The organism is Streptococcus bovimastitidis, from assembly GCF_001885095.1.
Lineage (GTDB): Bacteria > Bacillota > Bacilli > Lactobacillales > Streptococcaceae > Streptococcus > Streptococcus bovimastitidis.
In genome coordinates this window covers 537,988-555,146 of sequence record NZ_LZDD01000001.1, presented here as the reverse complement: position 1 = coordinate 555,146, position 17,159 = coordinate 537,988, and the positions used below count along the sequence as shown (strand labels likewise).

Sequence of the window (17,159 nt, the reverse complement as noted above, 5' to 3'; positions counted from 1 at the left end):
CCAATGAAAACTTGATCATGCAAATGCATCCCCCCTGTCTTGTTTAACACAAGAGGGGGTTTTTAGTGCTTAAAATCAAAAAGTCTTAAAGAAAATTTAACGCTTTCAGATAAAGTCATGATATACTAAAAAGAGTGAATTAAAGGAAAGTGAGGAATAAACCATGGCTATAGAAAAACTCTTTCAAGAATTAGAAAAGATTGGAGATTGGCAAGAAAATGCCTATAAATATCTCCATAGCAATCCTGAATTATCCATGCAAGAAAGGGGAACCGTCACTTTTCTACGTAAAGCACTTGAAAGCTTAGGTTATGCATGCCAAGAAATTGGTGGAGGTCTTGTGACAGTCTTAGAAAATGGACCAGGCAAAACAGTCCTCTTTCGAGCGGATATTGATGCTTTACCAGTCAAAGAAGAAACTGGTTTAGATTATGCTTCTAGCAAAATGATGCAGGATTTGGAAGGAAACCTAGTCCCTGTTATGCATGCCTGTGGACATGATATGCATATGGCTGCAGTCTTAGGATTAGCCCATCTTATGATTAATCATCAAGAGCTTTGGCAGGGAACATTGATTTTACTCTTCCAACCGGGTGAAGAAACGGCTAGCGGTGCCCAAGCCATGCTTGAAGATGGACTAATGAGCAAAATCCCCAAACCCGACCTAGCTCTAGCCCAACATGTTTTAGCTCAACCTCAAGCTGGCAAAGTCGGTATTATGGCTGGCCCCTTCCTTTCATCCGCAGCATCATTAAAAGTGATAATTAAAGGAAAAGGTGCCCATGGCTCCATGCCACACCTCAGCATAGATCCCATCGTCATTGCCTCTTCAATCGTCTTAAAACTACAAACAATCGTTGCTCGCGAAGTTGATCCTTTTCAGTTTGCAGTCGTAACTGTAGGTTCAATCCAATCAGGTATAAAGGCCAATATTATTCCCGACCAAGCTACCTTGCTACTTAATATCCGTGCTTACGACGATGCAGTACTTAATCAACTCATTACTAGCATTGAAAGAATCGCCAAAGCAGAAAATCAAGCCGGAAATGGTCATGAAGAACCTGAAATAACTGTCTACGATCGTTTCCCAGTGACGGATAATAATCAGCAATTGGCTAAAGAAGTCAAAGAGGCATTTATTAAACATCTGGGTCAAGACAATGTTGTCGATTATCAAGCAATGACAGCATCAGAAGATTTTTCTTATATCCCAAGAGCATTTGACATCCCATATCTCTATTGGGGATTTGGTGCTTTTACTAGTGAACAAAAGATCTATGCCAACCACAACCCACATTTTGCCCCTAGCCTACAACCTACCTTAAAAACAGGAAGTCAAGCAGCACTAATCGCAACACTACATTTTTTAGGAAATCAAAAAGAATGACAGATAAATACAACAAACGCGTCCTTGAGGTAGCAACTCTAGCAGGAATCACCATGCTAGAATCTAATGCCGAAAGCTATCGCGTCGAAAATACAGTCTCTCGAATATTAAAAGTCAGTCATCAACCCATTACTGAAGTTTTTGCCAATACAACAGGCCTATTTATAACTTTAGATGGACCTGAACTTGATGAGCCTATTACATTCATTAAAAGAATTACTTATAGAGATACCAATTTAAATAAAATCCACATCGTCAATCAAATATCTCGCGATTTGACAAGTGGTTTGATTACCTTGGAAGAAGCACAGAAACAATTAAAAACAATTGATAAAAGTCATTATTCAGAAAGAATCGTTTCCTATTCAACCTTACTATTGGTAGTGGCTTTCGCCATCTTGCTAGGTGGGCAAACACCAGAGATCCTTTTATCCCTCGTTGCAGCTTTTTCCCTTTTGTTTTCATATCGCTTAAAAGCTTATTTTCTACTAAATAGTTTTATTTTTGGGACAGTTGCCACTGCAATTGTAGCAATGATAATTCCACTTATTATTCATTTTATGGGAAGTGACCGTCCTTCTTTCGATATTGTCATTATCTCAGTCTTGATGCCACTCTTCCCTGGAACGGCTTTTACAAATGGTTTCAGAGATAGCTTTAAAGGAGACTATGGTGCAGGAGTATCAAAAATTCTTGAAGCCTTAATCATTGCAGTAAGTTTAGGTGTAGGAGTAGCATTAGGATTATTTATCGCGAAAGGAATCATTTCATGGGTATGATATTACAAATCTTAGGTGCCTATGTGGCAACAGTAACTTCTGGAATTATCTTAGAAATACCAAGACATTTAATTTTTAAAACAGGATTTATTGGTGCTATTGGATATACCGTTTATCTTTTAGTCTTACCACATTCTGATATTGCTTTAGCTGCATTATGTGCAAGCTTGGTTATCGCATTCTTATCACAAATAGCAGCTAGACTCTTCAAATCACCTGTCACAATATTTTATATACCTTCTTATTTCCCCATAGTTCCAGGAGCTGGAGTATATAAAATTGCCTATTATTATATTCAAGGAAATAGTCATCTAGCCGGCAAAAACTTTATTGAATCAATGATGGTTTCCGGAGCAATTGCCTTATCAGTCTTCTTAATTGACTCCCTAATTGAAATATATTACGTCATCAAATCGAAAAATAGCAATTTTAGCAAAAACTAGAGTTTTGAGATATAAACTCTAGTTTTTTTATTAATAATTTTCGTTTGACTAATAATAAACGACAAAACACTCTTCTATATTAAATTATGAACAAAAAATAAATGTAAAATTTCAGTAAAAATGAGATTTATTTGTAATATTTTGTTATATTATATACATATTAAAAAAGGAGAGATTTTATGGAAAACAATAGGAATGCTAATCGTCAGTTATTTTCATTTAGGAAATGTCAGTTTGGACTTGCCTCAGTCCTCTTAGGGTTAAGTTTCATTAGCGTAAATCAGACTGTTAATGCTAATGAGGTATCGGGATCGACAGAAATTGCTGCAACAGAGCTAACTACTGATTTAGACACTTTAAGTGATAATACAGTAGTTACCGAAGATAATTTAATTAATGGCCAAACCGCCAGTGAAGTTGCGAATATAGACATTGAAAACACTATAAATAAACCTGTTATTTCAGAAGATAAAGCGGTTGAAGGTGATATTGTTTCCATTTCTGAAACACCAAGTGATATTACAGAAAGTACAGAAGAAACTGATAATGAAAAAGTTGTAACTTACGAAGGCTCAGATGTTGTAAAAACTACGACCATTGTTAAAGAAGTATCTCCTGAACCAGCTCCTGTAGTTACAAATTGGGAAAGTGAGGTTACCTACCAGGATGGAGGTAAAATTGTAAATGACTATGAGAAGGTTATAAAAACAACTACTGTTGAATATATTAAAGGTGAAGATATTGTAACCAATACCCAAGTTGATACTGCTGATATAGTTTTTATTATCGACCATACTTACTCAATGGACCCAAGCATTGAAGCAGTGAAAAATAATGTTAAACAATTCGTAAATACTCTCGCTGCAAAAAATTTGAAAGTTCGCTTGGGACTAATCGATTACGCAGATGCAAAAGATGTTAATTATCATAATTTTAACAATTCAAAATTTACTAACGATGTCTCAGCGTTTATAACAGCTTTAGATTCTATTGTTATTGACGGTGGAACTGAGGAACCTACTGTTCCATTATCTTATATTTCAGAAGCTGGTAACTACGATTGGTTAAATGATAACCGCTTTGCCATTTTAATTACTGACGAAGATATGGATTTTGACACAAATGGTACGCCAAGCTCTGAAGAAACTATTAAAAAGCTGAAAATGGCAAGGATTTCAACAACTATAATTGCTGATTCTTATGTTAGTGGAGACTACACCGGTATTGAAAAAGGAACTGGCGGAAAGATTATAGATCTGGATTCTGATTTTTCTGATACATTAACAAAAGATATAGCTAACTGGGTTGTAACAACAGTAAACGAAGGAAAAGTTTATAAAGTTGTTACAGATTCTTATGAATTTTATATTGAGATTACGACTTCAGAAATACCAGCAACAACACCTGGAAACAATTACCCTGCAAAACCAGTTTTAACTGGCTTACATACACCACAAGCTAGCTACAATTTAAAAGTAACAGCTACGGATAATAAATCGCAATTACCACATACTGGCCAAGAAAATAGTCAAATCGTGTTATATATGGGCATTATGATGGCTACATCAAGTCTTGTATTAGGAAAAAAAAATAAAAAAGACCGAGAATAGGCACAGCAAAGAAAAAGTGAATTCTATCACAATCAGATAAGTAACCACACCCTGGAGATTTTGAGGTGTGGTTTTTCTCTCCTTACTTTAAGATTCGAGAAATAAATGGTATAATTGAAAAAATGTGCAAATATATTACTCAAGGTGGTTAGACTTTGTCAATTTTCAAGAAACTCATCGCAAAAACATCCCGTGAAGAAGATCGTCAACGCTACATCGACAAAAATAGAACATCTTATTTAGAAGAGCTGGCTCAAATCAATGACAACATCCAACAATTAAAAGATAGCCTAAACCCGAGTCAGACACGTCTTAATATTTTATTGCGTCGTAAGGAACGGATTGAAGCTATACTGGCAAATAAAATCTAAAAAGAGCTTAGAATGCTAATCAGAAGACTGGTTAGCATTTTTATTTGCATACAAGGCTGCATAAAGTGGGGCTAATATTCCCTATAACATCTTTCCGAAAAACTGTAATTTTCTTGAAAAACATATAAGTCTATGGTATACTTCTATTATAGGAAATCCTTACAGTTACTAAGAAAATTCAACAAAATGAGGTTAGCAAACAATGAGACGTGAACTGCTTTTAGAAAAAATTGAAGAATACAAAGCCTTGATGCCTTGGTTTGTTTTAGAATATTACCAATCTAAATTATCTGTGCCATATAGTTTTACGACCTTATACGAATACCTTAAGGAATATAAACGCTTTTTCGATTGGTTACTGGACTCTGGTATCTCAAATACTCCTAGAATTGCTGATATAGACCTGGTTACTTTGGAACAATTGACCAAAAAAGATATGGAATCATTTGTACTCTATTTACGGGAAAGACCTTCACTTAATACTTACTCGACCAAGGAAGGCGTCTCTCAAACAACCATCAATAGAACCTTGTCAGCCCTCTCTTCACTCTTTAAGTACTTAACTGAGGAGGTCGAAAATGAACATGGCGAACCCTATTTTTACCGTAATGTCATGAAAAAGGTTGCTACTAAGAAGAAAAAGGAAACCTTAGCATCCAGAGCGGAAAATATTAAGCAAAAACTCTTCTTAGGTGATGAAACCATGGAGTTCCTCGAGTATGTTGATTGTGAATATGAAAACAAGCTCTCAAATCGGGCCAAATCATCTTTCCGAAAAAATAAAGAACGAGATTTAGCCATCATCGCTCTACTACTAGCTTCTGGCGTTCGTTTATCAGAGGCTGTTAACCTTGATCTTAAAGATGTCAATCTCAGAATGATGGTTATCGAAGTGACCCGAAAAGGGGGGAAACGAGACTCAGTCAACGTTGCAGGCTTTGCTAAACCCTATCTTGAAGCCTATTTGGAGATACGCCAAAAGCGTTATAAAGCTGAAAAACAAGACCAAGCCTTCTTTTTGACCGAGTATCGTGGCATTCCCAACCGGATTGATGCTTCTAGTATCGAAAAAATGGTGGCTAAATACTCTCAAGATTTTAAAATTCGTGTAACTCCCCATAAATTAAGACATACCTTAGCAACTCGACTCTATGATGCTACCAAGTCTCAAGTACTTGTCAGTCACCAACTTGGTCATGCCTCGACACAGGTTACCGACCTCTATACCCATATTGTCAATGACGAACAAAAGAATGCTTTAGATAAATTATAAAACTAAAAGATTCCAAGCAAGATTTCGATTTCATTTTTTGAAGATAACATAATTATAGTTATGTAAACAATCCACTTATAAAAAAATCACAGAGAAGATTCTCGGTGATTTTTTATATTGCTAATATTTAATGACGGTCCTTATGACTACCAAATTGACCACGCATTTCAAAACACATTCTGATTTTACTGTCAAAGTAAGGTATAAAAATCCCTTGGTCAATCATCTGACAGAGGTCACTGTATGAAGCCCATTTAACAGCTTGGACCTCATTATCTGGGAAATAGATGTCTTCGATATTGAAGTCTCCAACCACTAAGAAAGTATCATCAAAACCATATTCAAAATTCGTGGTAAAGGCTGGTGTAGTTTCAGTCAGGTCTAAACTTAACCCAATTTCTTCTTTAACTTCCCGCATCGCAGCTTGCTGAGCATTTTCACCTGCTAAGGCGCTTCCACCAACTGTAACATCACAGAATTCTGGCCATGAGTCCTTATCTTTATGGCGTTGCTGAATCAGCATTTGCCCTTGATCATTAAAAAGGCAGACGTGTACAACTAAATGACGAGCCCCTTCAGGGAAGGCTTGACCACGGATTATTTTTTGTCCAGTTAGTTGACGATCTTTCGTATAGATATCCCAATATTCTGTCATTCAAAGTCTCCTTAACGCAAGTAAGCTGTCTCAAGTAACTCTTTTACAGTGTCATCCACTTCTTCTGCAGTACTCAAACGAAGATTATTATGCCAGCGATTCTTAGATCCTTGTATATTTTTTGTAATCAGCGGATGGTCAATAGCTTGATTACTCACGATGTTCAGATCCAACCATTTCTTTTTAGGGTGAACGCCTAGAAAAGCTTTTTCTTTAACCAAGTGCATACTAGTCTTTTTGACTTCAATGTCAAAGGGTCCTAACTCATGTAAGAAATCTAATAGGGTCGAAAAAATATCTAAAACGTTTTCCTCTTTTTTGTCAAATAATTGCTTGTAATCACTCATTTTTTACCTTTCTTTTTTAAAAATACTAACCATTGTTCCCTGGTCAACTTGACTCTCTATTTTGATGTCAAGTTGTAATTGATGAAGAATTGTTTTGGTCATAAATAGGCCTAAACCACTGGCTTTCTGGTGTTCATGGCCATTGAAACCGGTATAACCTTCTTCAAATAATCGAGGGATATCTTCTGAAAGTATTCCGATACCATTGTCTGATATTTCAATACCATCGCCTAGTTTTATAAAAATATGACCACCTTGATGGGAGTATTTAATGGCATTATCAATAATCTGCATCAATGCAAATCGTAACCATTTTTTATCACTTGTTACTGTCCAATTTCCATCAATGGAAAAGCTGATATCTTTACTAAAACAAATCGGCGCCATCTCTTTCAGAATATCTTTTACGATACCAGAAATATCAAGTTTTTCAAAACGATAATCATCCTTATTTTGACTAAATTTCAAATAACTTAAGAGCTGGTTTAAATGGTTTTCAAGATAAAGAAGTTGCTTTTGTAAATCATTTTTTGATAAATGATCTGTTTGAACCATTAAAGAGATAGCTGACAGGGGAATCTTCATTTGGTGGGACCAAATCTTAATTATGGCATCAAGATCTTTTTGCCGAGACCTCTCAGTGTCTAATTGGTCATTCTGCTCAGCGATTACCCTAAAAATTAACCGTTTATATTCTAAATCACTTGGATCATCTAATGGTTCTAATTCCTTTACATAACTAAATTCTTGTAATATTTTTAGTTTACGTCGAAATCTTAGATAATGATAAATCGATACAGGAATGATAAGTGTAACTGATATGAGGCTTGCTGTTAGGAAATTGGCCAAGGGTAAGTGATAGAGACTAAATACTAATAGATACATCAGTATGAGCAAGCAAAATTGCAGGTACCAGATTCGGTATTCTTTAAAAAATAATCGTATCATTTTAGGATATAACCTATTCCTCTCACGGTGTGAATGAAATCAAAATCAATATCTAATAATTTCTTTCTCAAACGTGTCATATTAACGTTTAAGGTATTTTGATCAATAAATTGGTCATTATCCCATAAGGATTTTAGAAGCTCCTCTTTGCTAACGATAGTCCCTTGTTTACTAAAAAAGAGAGAGAGGATTTTATGCTCATTTGGTGATAAAGAAATCTTTTGCTCCCCCTTACTTAAGCTTGAATCAAAATGTAACTGATAATCTTTGTAACTAAAGCTATCTGTAGCAAATTGCGTGGCTCTCCGTAAAAAGGCTCCTATTTTCGCATCCAAAATGGTCAAAGAGAATGGCTTGGTTATATAGTCATCGCCTCCCATATTAAGGGCCATGACAGCATCCATCTCATCATTAGAACTGGAAATAAAGATAATTGGGACAGTTGATTGTTTACGAATCTCACTGGTCCAATAAAAACCATTAAAAAATGGCAAGGTAATATCCATTAGAATTAAATCAGGTTCAAAGTCTAGGATTTCATTTTTAATGTCACGAAAATTGCTAACGGCAGCAACCTGATAGTCTTTTTCTAAATGTGATTTTAAAAGTGAAAGAATAGTTGGATCGTCTTCCACTAAGTAAATTTTCATGGTTTTCTTCATAGCTCTATTCTAACAAAAAAGTAGCGAAAATACGCTACTTCTCCTACCTTTCAATAATTTTATAATAGGTACGGCTGGTAAAACGATAGATCAGGAAGTAAAGACAGACTATAATTAGAATTGTCAGTCCACTCACTAAATAAATCATTGAGCTATCAGTCACCCCAAAGTTGAGTAACATTTGTTTAAGCATGACTAATGCTACCATAAAATGAAGAATGGCGAAAGCTAAGGGTGTAAAGAAGACCAGTAGCAGTTGTGAATTAATGGTTTTCTTAACTTGGAGACTGGACATACCAACTTCTTGCAAAATTTTATAAGATTTTTGATCCAAATGACCTTCTGTATACTGTTTATAATAAATGATGAGGGCGGCACCAAGAATGAAACTAAGTCCTAATATAAATCCTGTAAAGAGAAAACCACCCGTAATGGCATAAAAACCTTTTTTAAACTGTGCTCTTTGCTCTAAATGAGCTACATAATGACCGTTGAGACTTAAAACACCTGATTTATCTAAAACTTCAGCAATCTGATTTTGCGTTAAATCACCAAGGACAACGAGCTCACTAGCAACAGGTTCCTTTGTGTATCTGTTATAAAGTGTTAAGAGTTGATTGAAAACTTTTTGATCCTTAACAACAATCACTGTTGGGTTGTAGGTATTGACCGTATCTGGATGTTTAACAGACTTAAGGTTTTCTTTTATTTTTAGGGAAATCCCCAGAAAATCAAGTTTTTCCAAACGACTCCGGTCTTTTTGCTTGAAAAAGAGAATCTCATTTTCCGCAAGGTCAGGGACTTTGTTACCAATTTTTTTAAAATCATCAGCCGTAATGAGGTAAGAATAAGTCATTTTAGCAAAATTTGGATTTTTTAGCTCTGCTGCAGTGACTTTTTCGACTTTACTGTCACTTAAATTAAAGCTAACCATAGCGCTCTCGTAAGTGGTAAATTCTCCAGCGGAACGGTCAAGAGGGATTAAGAGAGCTTTTTCAAAGTTTTTTTTCAAGTCCTTCTGATTTTTCCCCTGAATGGTGATTTTGCTATTTTTAGGAAAAATTTCTTTAGTTTGATATTCTGTATTACTATACAAAGCTGTCGTTGTTGCGATAGCGACAAAGGCCATAACAGCTAATAGTGTAATATTGGCAAGCCCTACTGCATTTTGTTTCATCCGGAAAATCATTTGGGAAGTTGACACAAAATGTTCTGGTTGGTAGAAATAGGCTTTTTGACTTCTTTTATGTTTTAAGTACCAAGTCATAAAGGCAATATAGAAAAGGTAGGTACCAATAATGACAAATATAACAGCAATAAAGAAGCGATATAAAACGGCTAATGCCGCTAATTTGGTCGAGGTAATGGAAATATAATAGCCGATACTAATTGCAATAATGGCTAAGAATGCCAGGAGGATATTCCCTTTGGGTTCTTTTTCCCCTTGTTCTTGATCTTTAAAAAGCATTAATGGTGAAGTCTGACGAACTTTGAAAAGTCCAATGGTCATAAGTAGGACAAAAATCAAAGCAAAAACAATGCTGGTTTGCACAAAAGCAATTGGAGCAATTTCTAATTGTAATTTGTTATAGTGAACTAAATTAACAAAAATCAAATAAAAGAGATGGGAGAAAATATAGGAAGCAATGGAACCAATAGTAATAACTGCAAGAAAGAGTATCCACAGCTCTAAAATAGAAACAAATCCAATTTGTTTTTTGGTCATTCCGAGAATATTATAGAGACCAAATTCTCGACTCCTCTGTTTTAACAGAAAATTGTAACTATAAATTTCCATGATGGTAGCAAAAATAGTCAAAACGACTGCCGCCAATCCTAAAAGAATTTTGCCATTTTGCATTCCTTTCGAGATAGGACTCATCAATATTATAGTAACGATACCATTTAACATAAATAAAACAGAACTTGCTAGTAAAAAAGGAGCTACTACTTCTTTTGATTTTTTAAGATTATTCCAAGCTAATTTGAGGTAGAACATGTTACTCACCTCCCAATAAACCAGTCATGGCTAATGAGATATCCTTGGAGAATTGTGTCGTCGCTTTATCGCCTCGATACATTTGGTGGAAAATACGACCATCTTTAATAAAGAGGACACGTTTAGCATGACTAGCCGCATTGGCTGAGTGTGTAACCATTAAGATGGTTTGACCATCCATATTAATATCTTCAAAAAGGTTTAAAAGGTCTTCTGAGTTACGATAATCAAGAGCTGCAGTTGGTTCATCCGCTAATAGTAACTTAGGGTTGGTTATTAAGCTCCGAGCGATGGCAACACGCTGTTTCTGCCCTCCGGAAATTTCAAAAGGTCGTTTGTCCAGTAATTCTTGAATCCGAAGTTTTGGAGCCAGCTGTTCTAAACGACGACTCATTTCCTTATAAGGTTTTCGATCTAAAACTAGCGGTAGGAAGATATTGTCTCTAATGGACAAAGTATCTAAGAGGTTAAATTCCTGGAAAACAAAACCAAGGTGATGTAAACGGAACTGTGCTAACTCATTCTCTTTGATTTTAGTAATATCTTTTCCTTCAAGCAAGACTGATCCATTGGTGGGCTTTTCTAAGGTTGCAAGAATATTTAATAAGGTTGACTTACCAGAACCCGATTCTCCCATAATGGCGATAAACTCACCTTGATCCACCTTAAAAACAACGTCCTGTAGGGCCCTTGTTTCTTCTTTTGAGAAACGTGTGCGAAATACTTTTTCTAAATGTTGAATATCTAATAGCATAACTGTCTCCTTTAATCATTATAACTTTTTTTGAGAATTAATGTCTGATGACTTATTGACACTTACTATTATAGATTTCTATCAGGTTTGCAAACTTACAGGCTGCGCTTAATAACTTACAATTTTGTAAGTTTTCAAAAAGGGAATCAGTCTTTCTTCTGCTATAATAGACTTAAGAATTCCCCTAAAGGAGAGTATTATGGTTAAAATTACTAAATTTTCGAAATCATTAGGTGTTTTCGGTAAGATTATCTCTATCATTCCCGACACAACAGAAATTATTGGTAAAGGCATAGATAATGGCCGTCCCATAGTTGAAAAATACATGGATCAAAAACAAGCCAAAGAAGAGAAATTAAAAATTCTCGATAATGTCATTAACCTTCCTGTTGAGGAAGCTAGACAGCATCTCGAAAAACAAGGCTTTGTTGTCGCAACCATTCCTGTCCATCCAGATAAAAAATGGTTAAAAGCTTCTTTAGATGAAGTGGTTATCATGTCCCCACGTTCTGGGAAATTACCAGTTGGTAGTCTGGTCAAACTATACTATGTCACCTATGATGTTTTGGAGAAAAGTCAGGCAATTTTGGATCAGGAGAACTTACGAACTGTAGAGCGTAATCAAAAAATTGCGGATACTTTTGATAGTTTTAAACACATCAAACTACCTTTTGGTCGAAAATAGTCTTTTAGAAAATCACGTTTAGCAAGAAAGCACTCACAAATTAAGTGGGTGCTTTCTCTTATATTAATCTACATGATACATAATCTGTTTCAATTTGAGCCTAGTAGACTTTAAACTCAAATACGACTAACTTTTTTCTTAGTTTGCTAAGTAAGGTTCTAAATCGCGTAATGATCGTTCTGCAATGGCTTCATAACGTTCTTTTTTATCACGGATACGAGGGCCTTCTAATTCTTTAATAATTCCAAAGTTAACATTCATGGGTTGGAAATGTTTACTTTCAGTATGAGTGACATAATGCGGTAAGCTACCAATAGCTGTTGTCTCTGGGAAGATGACTTCTTCTTTACCTTTGAATTTTTTAACGGCATTGATACCAGCAACAAGACCTGATGCAGCTGACTCAACATAACCTTCAACACCTGTCATTTGTCCTGCAAAGAATAAATTCTCATTGGCACGTGATTGGAAGGTTTGTTTCAATAAGTTTGGTGAGTCCATGTAAGAATTGCGGTGCATGACCCCATAACGGACAAATTCTGCATTTTCAAGACCTGGAATCATTTGGAAGACACGTTTTTGTTCGCCCCACTTCAAATGTGTTTGGAAGCCAACCATATTGTAAAGACTTCCTGCCGCGTTGTCTTGACGTAGTTGCACAACAGCATATGGTGTCTTAAATTCGCCATCACGAGGGCCTGTGTAGTCTTCTGGGTATTCTAAACCAACTGGTTTCATTGGTCCATAAAGCATGGTTTTAATCCCACGTTTGGCCATAACTTCAATGGGCATACAACCTTCGAAATATTTTTCTTTTTCAAAGGAATTTAGGGGTGCTTCTTCTGCTGTTGTTAAAGCTTCATGGAATGCCATAAATTCTTCTTTTGTCATTGGACAATTGAGGTAAGCAGCTTCCCCTTTATCATAACGAGATTTAAAATAAACTTTATCCATGTTAATGGTTGATTTATCAATGATTGGTGCTGCGGCATCGTAGAAATAAAATCCGTCACCACCGTTTAGGGCGTGGATTTTTTCAGCAAGGGCATCTGATGTTAAGGGACCAGTCGCAATTACTGTAATCGCATCATTTGGAATCTCTGTGATTTCACCTCGGATGACCTCGATTAGTGGATTATTTTCCAGCTCAGCTGTGACAGCTTCGGCATAACCCACGCGGTCAACTGCCATGGCACCACCTGCTGGAACGCGGTGCAATTCTCCAGCTCTCATAATGATCGAATCAAGTCGACGCATCTCTTCTTTGAGAAGGCCAACTGCATTGGTTAGGCTATCCCCGCGGAAGGAATTGGAGCAGACCAACTCAGCAAAGTTAGTTGTTTTATGTTGAGGAGTTGCTTTAACGCCACGCATCTCGTAAAGTTTAACGGGAATGCCACGTTTAGCAATCTGGTAAGCAGCTTCTGATCCCGCAAGACCAGCGCCGACAACATTAATATAAGATTGAGACAATAGACTAATACCTCTTTGGAAAGTAATTTTCCACAAATCTTTCTATAAATTTACTTGCTATATTATAGCAAACTTTTTACTAAAAGCAAAAAGTGTTGGTTGGTTATTTACATAACTATAGTTATGTTGGAATCAAAAGAAACAAATCCAAGACGCCACGAAAACACTTAAGATACTAAACAGCGAACCAATTAAATAATACTCTGCAAAGGCTGGGTTTTCGGATATTTTGTTATACCGAGCTATAGATTTTGCGGTAAATACTAAGCCGATTGAAGCATACTGGCCCATGACCATACATATTCCAATAATAATCCGCTCCAAGATGCCAATGGTTGCTCCCGCACCATTAATCGTATCCATTCTTCCTTGCAATTCTGGTTGGTATTTACTGAAAAAGATTTTAAAGATAATATTACATGGTTTAGAAATGATTAATAAAAAGAGAAGAATCAATAAAAATTGGGGATTGAGGCACTCTGGGCAATTGATTTGAGTGAATTGACTGGCAACAAGTGCAATTATAGACAGATGTAACACTTGGTCGATGATGAAAAGCCATTCTTTTCTAAGTTTTGCTCTTTGACTGATGACTGGCTTCATAAAATCAATGAAACTATGACTGATGACTATTATTAGACTTGCTAACCAAATGGAAGGAATCAATATTGTAAGCAATGCTAAAGGAAGGGCAATTCCAATAATATGGTAACTCAAATATGTCTTATCCACTTCCTTAAGGTCAGCCATTTTCTGACTTTGCAAATGATAATCTGACAAAAAATGAGTAATTAATAATAAAGTGAGTATTGGATGGGTTTGCAAATAGGTAGATAAACCATGTAGGGTCATGCGGTCTCCTTTCCGTTTTTTTCTTGGATCAATTGCAGAGCACTTTGGCGTGTTCGTAGATAGACTTTAATATTACTACTCTTGAGGCGTTTAGATAAGGCGCTAGGACTTAAATTGAGTCGTTTAGCAATTTCCCCTTGGTCAAACTGTTCATCATAATAATTCGCCTCTATCAGCGCGTGGAAGACATCTAATTGACTAGCACGCCAACTGCTTTTGATTGCCTCTCCAGCAGATAAGAGACTGTTCAGAATGTCTTCTTCTGGTTCCTGACCAGTTCGGATGGCAATTTGCGTATGCCCGTAATCATTCTTTTGGTGTATATAATTAATAGCCTCTCTTGCCTTCCAATAGGCAGGTCCATCAGCCCCAATACTGACTTGAGGATTTATTGCCGTTAAAATATCACCTATTCCTAGGCCAAAGCGAATGGAAAAATCAGCCATTTCGTGATTAATTTGATCAATAATTTGGAATATTGGGGCTTCCAGTGTAAATAATCCTTGAAATTCATCACCTAGCGTTAGGGAAAGATTGGAAACCAGACAGTTTTCATAATGTTTGTTTATTTTTTCCAAAACCTGATGGAATTGTTCTTGAGCCTGACTTCGATTTGCCAATTGTTTTGACTGAATCAGATCACCAATTAATGCTAAATAGACCATAATATTCTCCTTTTATGAAGTCCATTATAACAGACATTATTCAAAAAGTCCATTATAACAGAAAGAACATACTTTTTCCGTTATAATGGAAACATACTTTTTCCATATAAAAAAATATCAAGTGATCTGATTGACCACTTGATATTTTTTAATTTACGCGATTGCCAGTTGTCCCAGTAGTAACTACTTCGACAGTTGCATTTAAAGCACCTTCTACAAGGTTTTTCACTGCTTCATCTGTGTAATAAGCAGCATGAGGCGTGTAGATTACTTTAGGATGATTAATTAAATCGAGGAAAAGTTTATCTGTAATTTCTTGACCTTGGAAATTTTTAGGAATATATGGTCCTTCAAATTCATAAGTGTCAATACCCGCACCAGCTAAGAGGTCTTGATCTAAAGCATCAAGTAAATCTCTTGTTTCAATAAGAGCACCGCGAGCCATGTTTAACAGAATAGCATCTTTTTTGAATTGCTTGAAGGTTTCAGCATTGAAGAAATGGATATTTTCAGCAGTTGGTGGCATATGAAGAGAAACCACATCAGCATCCTTAATAGCTTCTAGAATACTATCTTTATATTCCAATACTTCAGCTGCTTCTTCGCTTCTATAAACATCGAAACCAACAACTTTACAACCAAAGCCTTTGAAAATTTTTGCAGTAGCAAGTCCGATTCGACCTGTACCAATAATGGCCACAGTCATATCACCTAAAACACGACCACGAACAGGTAGGCCCCATGTAAAGTTTTGTTCTTTAACATTAGCACGAATTAATTCAATTTTACGGATTAAATTTAAAGCAATTGCTACTGTAAATTCAGCAATTGATTCTGGAGAATAGCTTGGAACATTCGAAATAATGATGCCATTTTCTTTAGCTAACTCCAAGTTGTACATATCAACTCCGGCACTACGTTGAGCAATTTGTTTGATCCCCATTTCTTTCAAAAGTGGGTAAACAGCATCATCTAGTGGCCCAATTTGAGCATTAGCAATACCATCAAAGCCTTGAGCTTCTTTAACAGATTCGGCAGATAAAGGTCCTTCATTAAGTGAAATTTCGATTTGATTATTTTTAGCCCATTGCTCAGCGAGCACAGCTTCTTCTCCACGAACATTATATAATTTAATTTTCATAGTGTGATTCCTTTTATTAAATATCTAATTTGTAATCTTCAGGCGAAATAATTTTAAGAACCTTGATGAAAAGATAGTTGAAGGCGAAACTTAAAACAATTGGTGCAACCACAAAGACTAGTAAAACGATGATAATATTACCAAGTGACCAACCGCCTTTAGCTAGATTTAAAGCATTGATAGGTCCGATTAAGCCACTAATACCAAATCCAGCACTTGCAGGTGTACCTTGAATGTTAAAGATTGCTGCAAGCAAACCTAAAACAGCTGCAGTTGACATCATTGGTAACATAATAATCGGTTTTGAAAGAACATTAGCCATTGAGATTTTTGGTGAACCAAGGACATGAGCAAGGGAAGTTCCTTTTGAATTGACTGCCCAACCAGCTAAACATAGACCAAAGCTAGCCGCACAAATTCCAAGGTTTGCTGCACCAGATCCAATGCCAGCTAAACTAATGGCAAGGGCAATACCTACTGTTGTAATTGGTGAAACAATTAAGAAACAGAAAATAATAGCGATTAAAATTGACATAAGAATTGGTTGTAAACCAAGTAAACCAGCGATACCTTGACCAATCATAGCTGTAATTAACTTAACATGTGGTAATAAGAAACGACCAATACCACCAATTAATAGTAAGGTTACTGTTGGTACGATAATCAAAGTAAAAGATTTTGTTTTATCGTTTAAGAATTGAATTAATAAAACAGCTAAAGCTGCTGTGATACCCATATTGATGATATCACCTGTACCTTGAAGCATCATCATTCCATTATCAAAGTTTGCTGCTCCTCCTGCGAACATAACAGCTAAACCTAAAGATGCTGATTGAATAGGATTAAATTTAAAGTTACCTGCTACTAACATCCCGATGACTAAGCCCATCATACTTGTAGCAAGGCCGGTAGCTGCAATAAGTGTTGCAAATCCTGACCACATTGGTAATAAAGCTTTCATTAATTCTCCAAGAATTGCACCTGGAATTAAAACGATAACAGTTCCTAATGCTATTCCATTTAAGACGTTCATCGTAAATGCTTTAGCAGACTGTCCTTGTATTTTTTCTGACATTGATATGCCTCCTTATATATTTGTTTGTGATTTCACTAAC

The 17,159-nt window shown here is 36.0% G+C and carries 18 protein-coding genes; 7 read left to right on the top strand and 11 right to left on the bottom strand.

Features of this window, described 5'->3' with window-relative positions:
- Nucleotides 1-163: 163 nt before the first annotated feature.
- From A9Q68_RS02695 to xerS, 6 genes are all read left to right on the top strand, one after another.
- Nucleotides 164-1,387, top strand: a complete 1,224-nt coding sequence (locus A9Q68_RS02695) for an amidohydrolase (RefSeq protein ID WP_071793120.1) — start codon at nucleotides 164-166, stop codon at nucleotides 1,385-1,387.
- On the top strand, nucleotides 1,384-2,166 hold the full coding sequence (locus tag A9Q68_RS02690; protein WP_071793119.1) for a threonine/serine exporter family protein: 783 nt from the start codon (nucleotides 1,384-1,386) through the stop codon (nucleotides 2,164-2,166). Before A9Q68_RS02695 ends, A9Q68_RS02690 begins: the two co-directional genes overlap by 4 nt.
- A complete protein-coding gene (locus A9Q68_RS02685; protein WP_071793118.1) occupies nucleotides 2,157-2,609 on the top strand; it encodes a threonine/serine exporter family protein in 453 nt (150 codons plus the stop codon). The genes A9Q68_RS02690 and A9Q68_RS02685 overlap by 10 nt, the downstream gene beginning before the upstream one ends.
- A gap of 179 nt (nucleotides 2,610-2,788) precedes the next feature.
- Entirely contained in the window at nucleotides 2,789-4,219 is a 1,431-nt protein-coding gene (locus A9Q68_RS02680; protein ID WP_071793117.1) for a VWA domain-containing protein, read from the top strand.
- Nucleotides 4,220-4,374: 155 nt separating this feature from the next.
- Nucleotides 4,375-4,590, top strand: coding sequence for a hypothetical protein (locus A9Q68_RS02675; protein ID WP_071793116.1), 216 nt, complete (start codon nucleotides 4,375-4,377; stop codon nucleotides 4,588-4,590).
- Between the two features lie 202 nt (nucleotides 4,591-4,792).
- Nucleotides 4,793-5,863 carry a tyrosine recombinase XerS gene (xerS, locus tag A9Q68_RS02670; protein ID WP_071793115.1) on the top strand — a complete coding sequence of 357 codons (1,071 nt, stop codon included), beginning with the start codon at nucleotides 4,793-4,795 and terminating at the stop codon, nucleotides 5,861-5,863.
- Between the two features lie 127 nt (nucleotides 5,864-5,990).
- Here the strand turns inward: xerS and A9Q68_RS02665 are convergent, their stop codons facing one another.
- Genes A9Q68_RS02665 through A9Q68_RS02640 form a run of 6 tightly spaced genes read right to left on the bottom strand, consistent with a single transcriptional unit; the run spans nucleotide 5,991 to nucleotide 11,228 of the window.
- Complete coding sequence (locus A9Q68_RS02665) at nucleotides 5,991-6,518, bottom strand: NUDIX hydrolase (protein ID WP_071793114.1); 528 nt, start codon at nucleotides 6,516-6,518, stop codon at nucleotides 5,991-5,993.
- Between the two features lie 11 nt (nucleotides 6,519-6,529).
- Nucleotides 6,530-6,865, bottom strand: coding sequence for a DUF5655 domain-containing protein (locus A9Q68_RS02660; protein ID WP_071793113.1), 336 nt, complete (start codon nucleotides 6,863-6,865; stop codon nucleotides 6,530-6,532).
- 3 nt (nucleotides 6,866-6,868) lie between these two features.
- Nucleotides 6,869-7,813 carry a sensor histidine kinase gene (locus tag A9Q68_RS02655; protein ID WP_071793112.1) on the bottom strand — a complete coding sequence of 315 codons (945 nt, stop codon included), beginning with the start codon at nucleotides 7,811-7,813 and terminating at the stop codon, nucleotides 6,869-6,871.
- Nucleotides 7,810-8,475 carry a response regulator transcription factor gene (locus A9Q68_RS02650; protein WP_071793111.1) on the bottom strand — a complete coding sequence of 222 codons (666 nt, stop codon included), beginning with the start codon at nucleotides 8,473-8,475 and terminating at the stop codon, nucleotides 7,810-7,812. Before A9Q68_RS02650 ends, A9Q68_RS02655 begins: the two co-directional genes overlap by 4 nt.
- Before the next feature lie 43 nt (nucleotides 8,476-8,518).
- Nucleotides 8,519-10,474: an FtsX-like permease family protein gene (locus tag A9Q68_RS02645; RefSeq protein ID WP_071793110.1), complete on the bottom strand. Its 1,956-nt coding sequence runs from the start codon at nucleotides 10,472-10,474 to the stop codon at nucleotides 8,519-8,521.
- 1 nt (nucleotide 10,475) lies between these two features.
- Complete coding sequence (locus tag A9Q68_RS02640) at nucleotides 10,476-11,228, bottom strand: ABC transporter ATP-binding protein (protein WP_071793109.1); 753 nt, start codon at nucleotides 11,226-11,228, stop codon at nucleotides 10,476-10,478.
- Between the two features lie 199 nt (nucleotides 11,229-11,427).
- Here A9Q68_RS02640 and A9Q68_RS02635 point away from each other — a divergent pair, with 199 nt between their 5' ends.
- Nucleotides 11,428-11,913 (top strand): PASTA domain-containing protein, encoded by a 486-nt coding sequence (locus tag A9Q68_RS02635; RefSeq protein ID WP_071793108.1) that lies wholly within the window; start codon nucleotides 11,428-11,430, stop codon nucleotides 11,911-11,913.
- Between the two features lie 138 nt (nucleotides 11,914-12,051).
- Here the strand turns inward: A9Q68_RS02635 and trmFO are convergent, their stop codons facing one another.
- From trmFO to A9Q68_RS02610, 5 genes are all read right to left on the bottom strand, one after another.
- Nucleotides 12,052-13,386, bottom strand: a complete 1,335-nt coding sequence (gene trmFO / locus A9Q68_RS02630; protein ID WP_071793107.1) for a methylenetetrahydrofolate--tRNA-(uracil(54)-C(5))-methyltransferase (FADH(2)-oxidizing) TrmFO — start codon at nucleotides 13,384-13,386, stop codon at nucleotides 12,052-12,054.
- A gap of 132 nt (nucleotides 13,387-13,518) precedes the next feature.
- Nucleotides 13,519-14,238 (bottom strand): DUF3307 domain-containing protein, encoded by a 720-nt coding sequence (locus A9Q68_RS02625; protein WP_071793106.1) that lies wholly within the window; start codon nucleotides 14,236-14,238, stop codon nucleotides 13,519-13,521.
- Nucleotides 14,235-14,903, bottom strand: coding sequence for a SatD family protein (locus tag A9Q68_RS02620; protein ID WP_071793105.1), 669 nt, complete (start codon nucleotides 14,901-14,903; stop codon nucleotides 14,235-14,237). The genes A9Q68_RS02625 and A9Q68_RS02620 overlap by 4 nt, the downstream gene beginning before the upstream one ends.
- Nucleotides 14,904-15,051: 148 nt before the next feature.
- A complete protein-coding gene (locus tag A9Q68_RS02615) occupies nucleotides 15,052-16,044 on the bottom strand; it encodes a D-lactate dehydrogenase (protein ID WP_071793104.1) in 993 nt (330 codons plus the stop codon).
- A 16-nt stretch (nucleotides 16,045-16,060) separates the two neighbouring features.
- Nucleotides 16,061-17,119, bottom strand: coding sequence for a PTS sugar transporter subunit IIC (locus A9Q68_RS02610; RefSeq protein WP_071793103.1), 1,059 nt, complete (start codon nucleotides 17,117-17,119; stop codon nucleotides 16,061-16,063).
- Nucleotides 17,120-17,159 lie beyond the last annotated feature (40 nt).

Coding starts and splice junctions, on each gene's coding strand:
- A9Q68_RS02695 (WP_071793120.1), top strand. CDS start 164: ATGGCTATAGAAAAACTCTTTCAAGAATTAGAAAAGATTGGAGATTGG.
- A9Q68_RS02690 (WP_071793119.1), top strand. CDS start 1,384: ATGACAGATAAATACAACAAACGCGTCCTTGAGGTAGCAACTCTAGCA.
- A9Q68_RS02685 (WP_071793118.1), top strand. CDS start 2,157: ATGGGTATGATATTACAAATCTTAGGTGCCTATGTGGCAACAGTAACT.
- A9Q68_RS02680 (WP_071793117.1), top strand. CDS start 2,789: ATGGAAAACAATAGGAATGCTAATCGTCAGTTATTTTCATTTAGGAAA.
- xerS (WP_071793115.1), top strand. CDS start 4,793: ATGAGACGTGAACTGCTTTTAGAAAAAATTGAAGAATACAAAGCCTTG.
- A9Q68_RS02665 (WP_071793114.1), bottom strand. CDS start 6,518: ATGACAGAATATTGGGATATCTATACGAAAGATCGTCAACTAACTGGA.
- A9Q68_RS02660 (WP_071793113.1), bottom strand. CDS start 6,865: ATGAGTGATTACAAGCAATTATTTGACAAAAAAGAGGAAAACGTTTTA.
- A9Q68_RS02655 (WP_071793112.1), bottom strand. CDS start 7,813: ATGATACGATTATTTTTTAAAGAATACCGAATCTGGTACCTGCAATTT.
- A9Q68_RS02650 (WP_071793111.1), bottom strand. CDS start 8,475: ATGAAGAAAACCATGAAAATTTACTTAGTGGAAGACGATCCAACTATT.
- A9Q68_RS02645 (WP_071793110.1), bottom strand. CDS start 10,474: ATGTTCTACCTCAAATTAGCTTGGAATAATCTTAAAAAATCAAAAGAA.
- A9Q68_RS02640 (WP_071793109.1), bottom strand. CDS start 11,228: ATGCTATTAGATATTCAACATTTAGAAAAAGTATTTCGCACACGTTTC.
- A9Q68_RS02635 (WP_071793108.1), top strand. CDS start 11,428: ATGGTTAAAATTACTAAATTTTCGAAATCATTAGGTGTTTTCGGTAAG.
- A9Q68_RS02625 (WP_071793106.1), bottom strand. CDS start 14,238: ATGACCCTACATGGTTTATCTACCTATTTGCAAACCCATCCAATACTC.
- A9Q68_RS02620 (WP_071793105.1), bottom strand. CDS start 14,903: ATGGTCTATTTAGCATTAATTGGTGATCTGATTCAGTCAAAACAATTG.
- A9Q68_RS02615 (WP_071793104.1), bottom strand. CDS start 16,044: ATGAAAATTAAATTATATAATGTTCGTGGAGAAGAAGCTGTGCTCGCT.
- A9Q68_RS02610 (WP_071793103.1), bottom strand. CDS start 17,119: ATGTCAGAAAAAATACAAGGACAGTCTGCTAAAGCATTTACGATGAAC.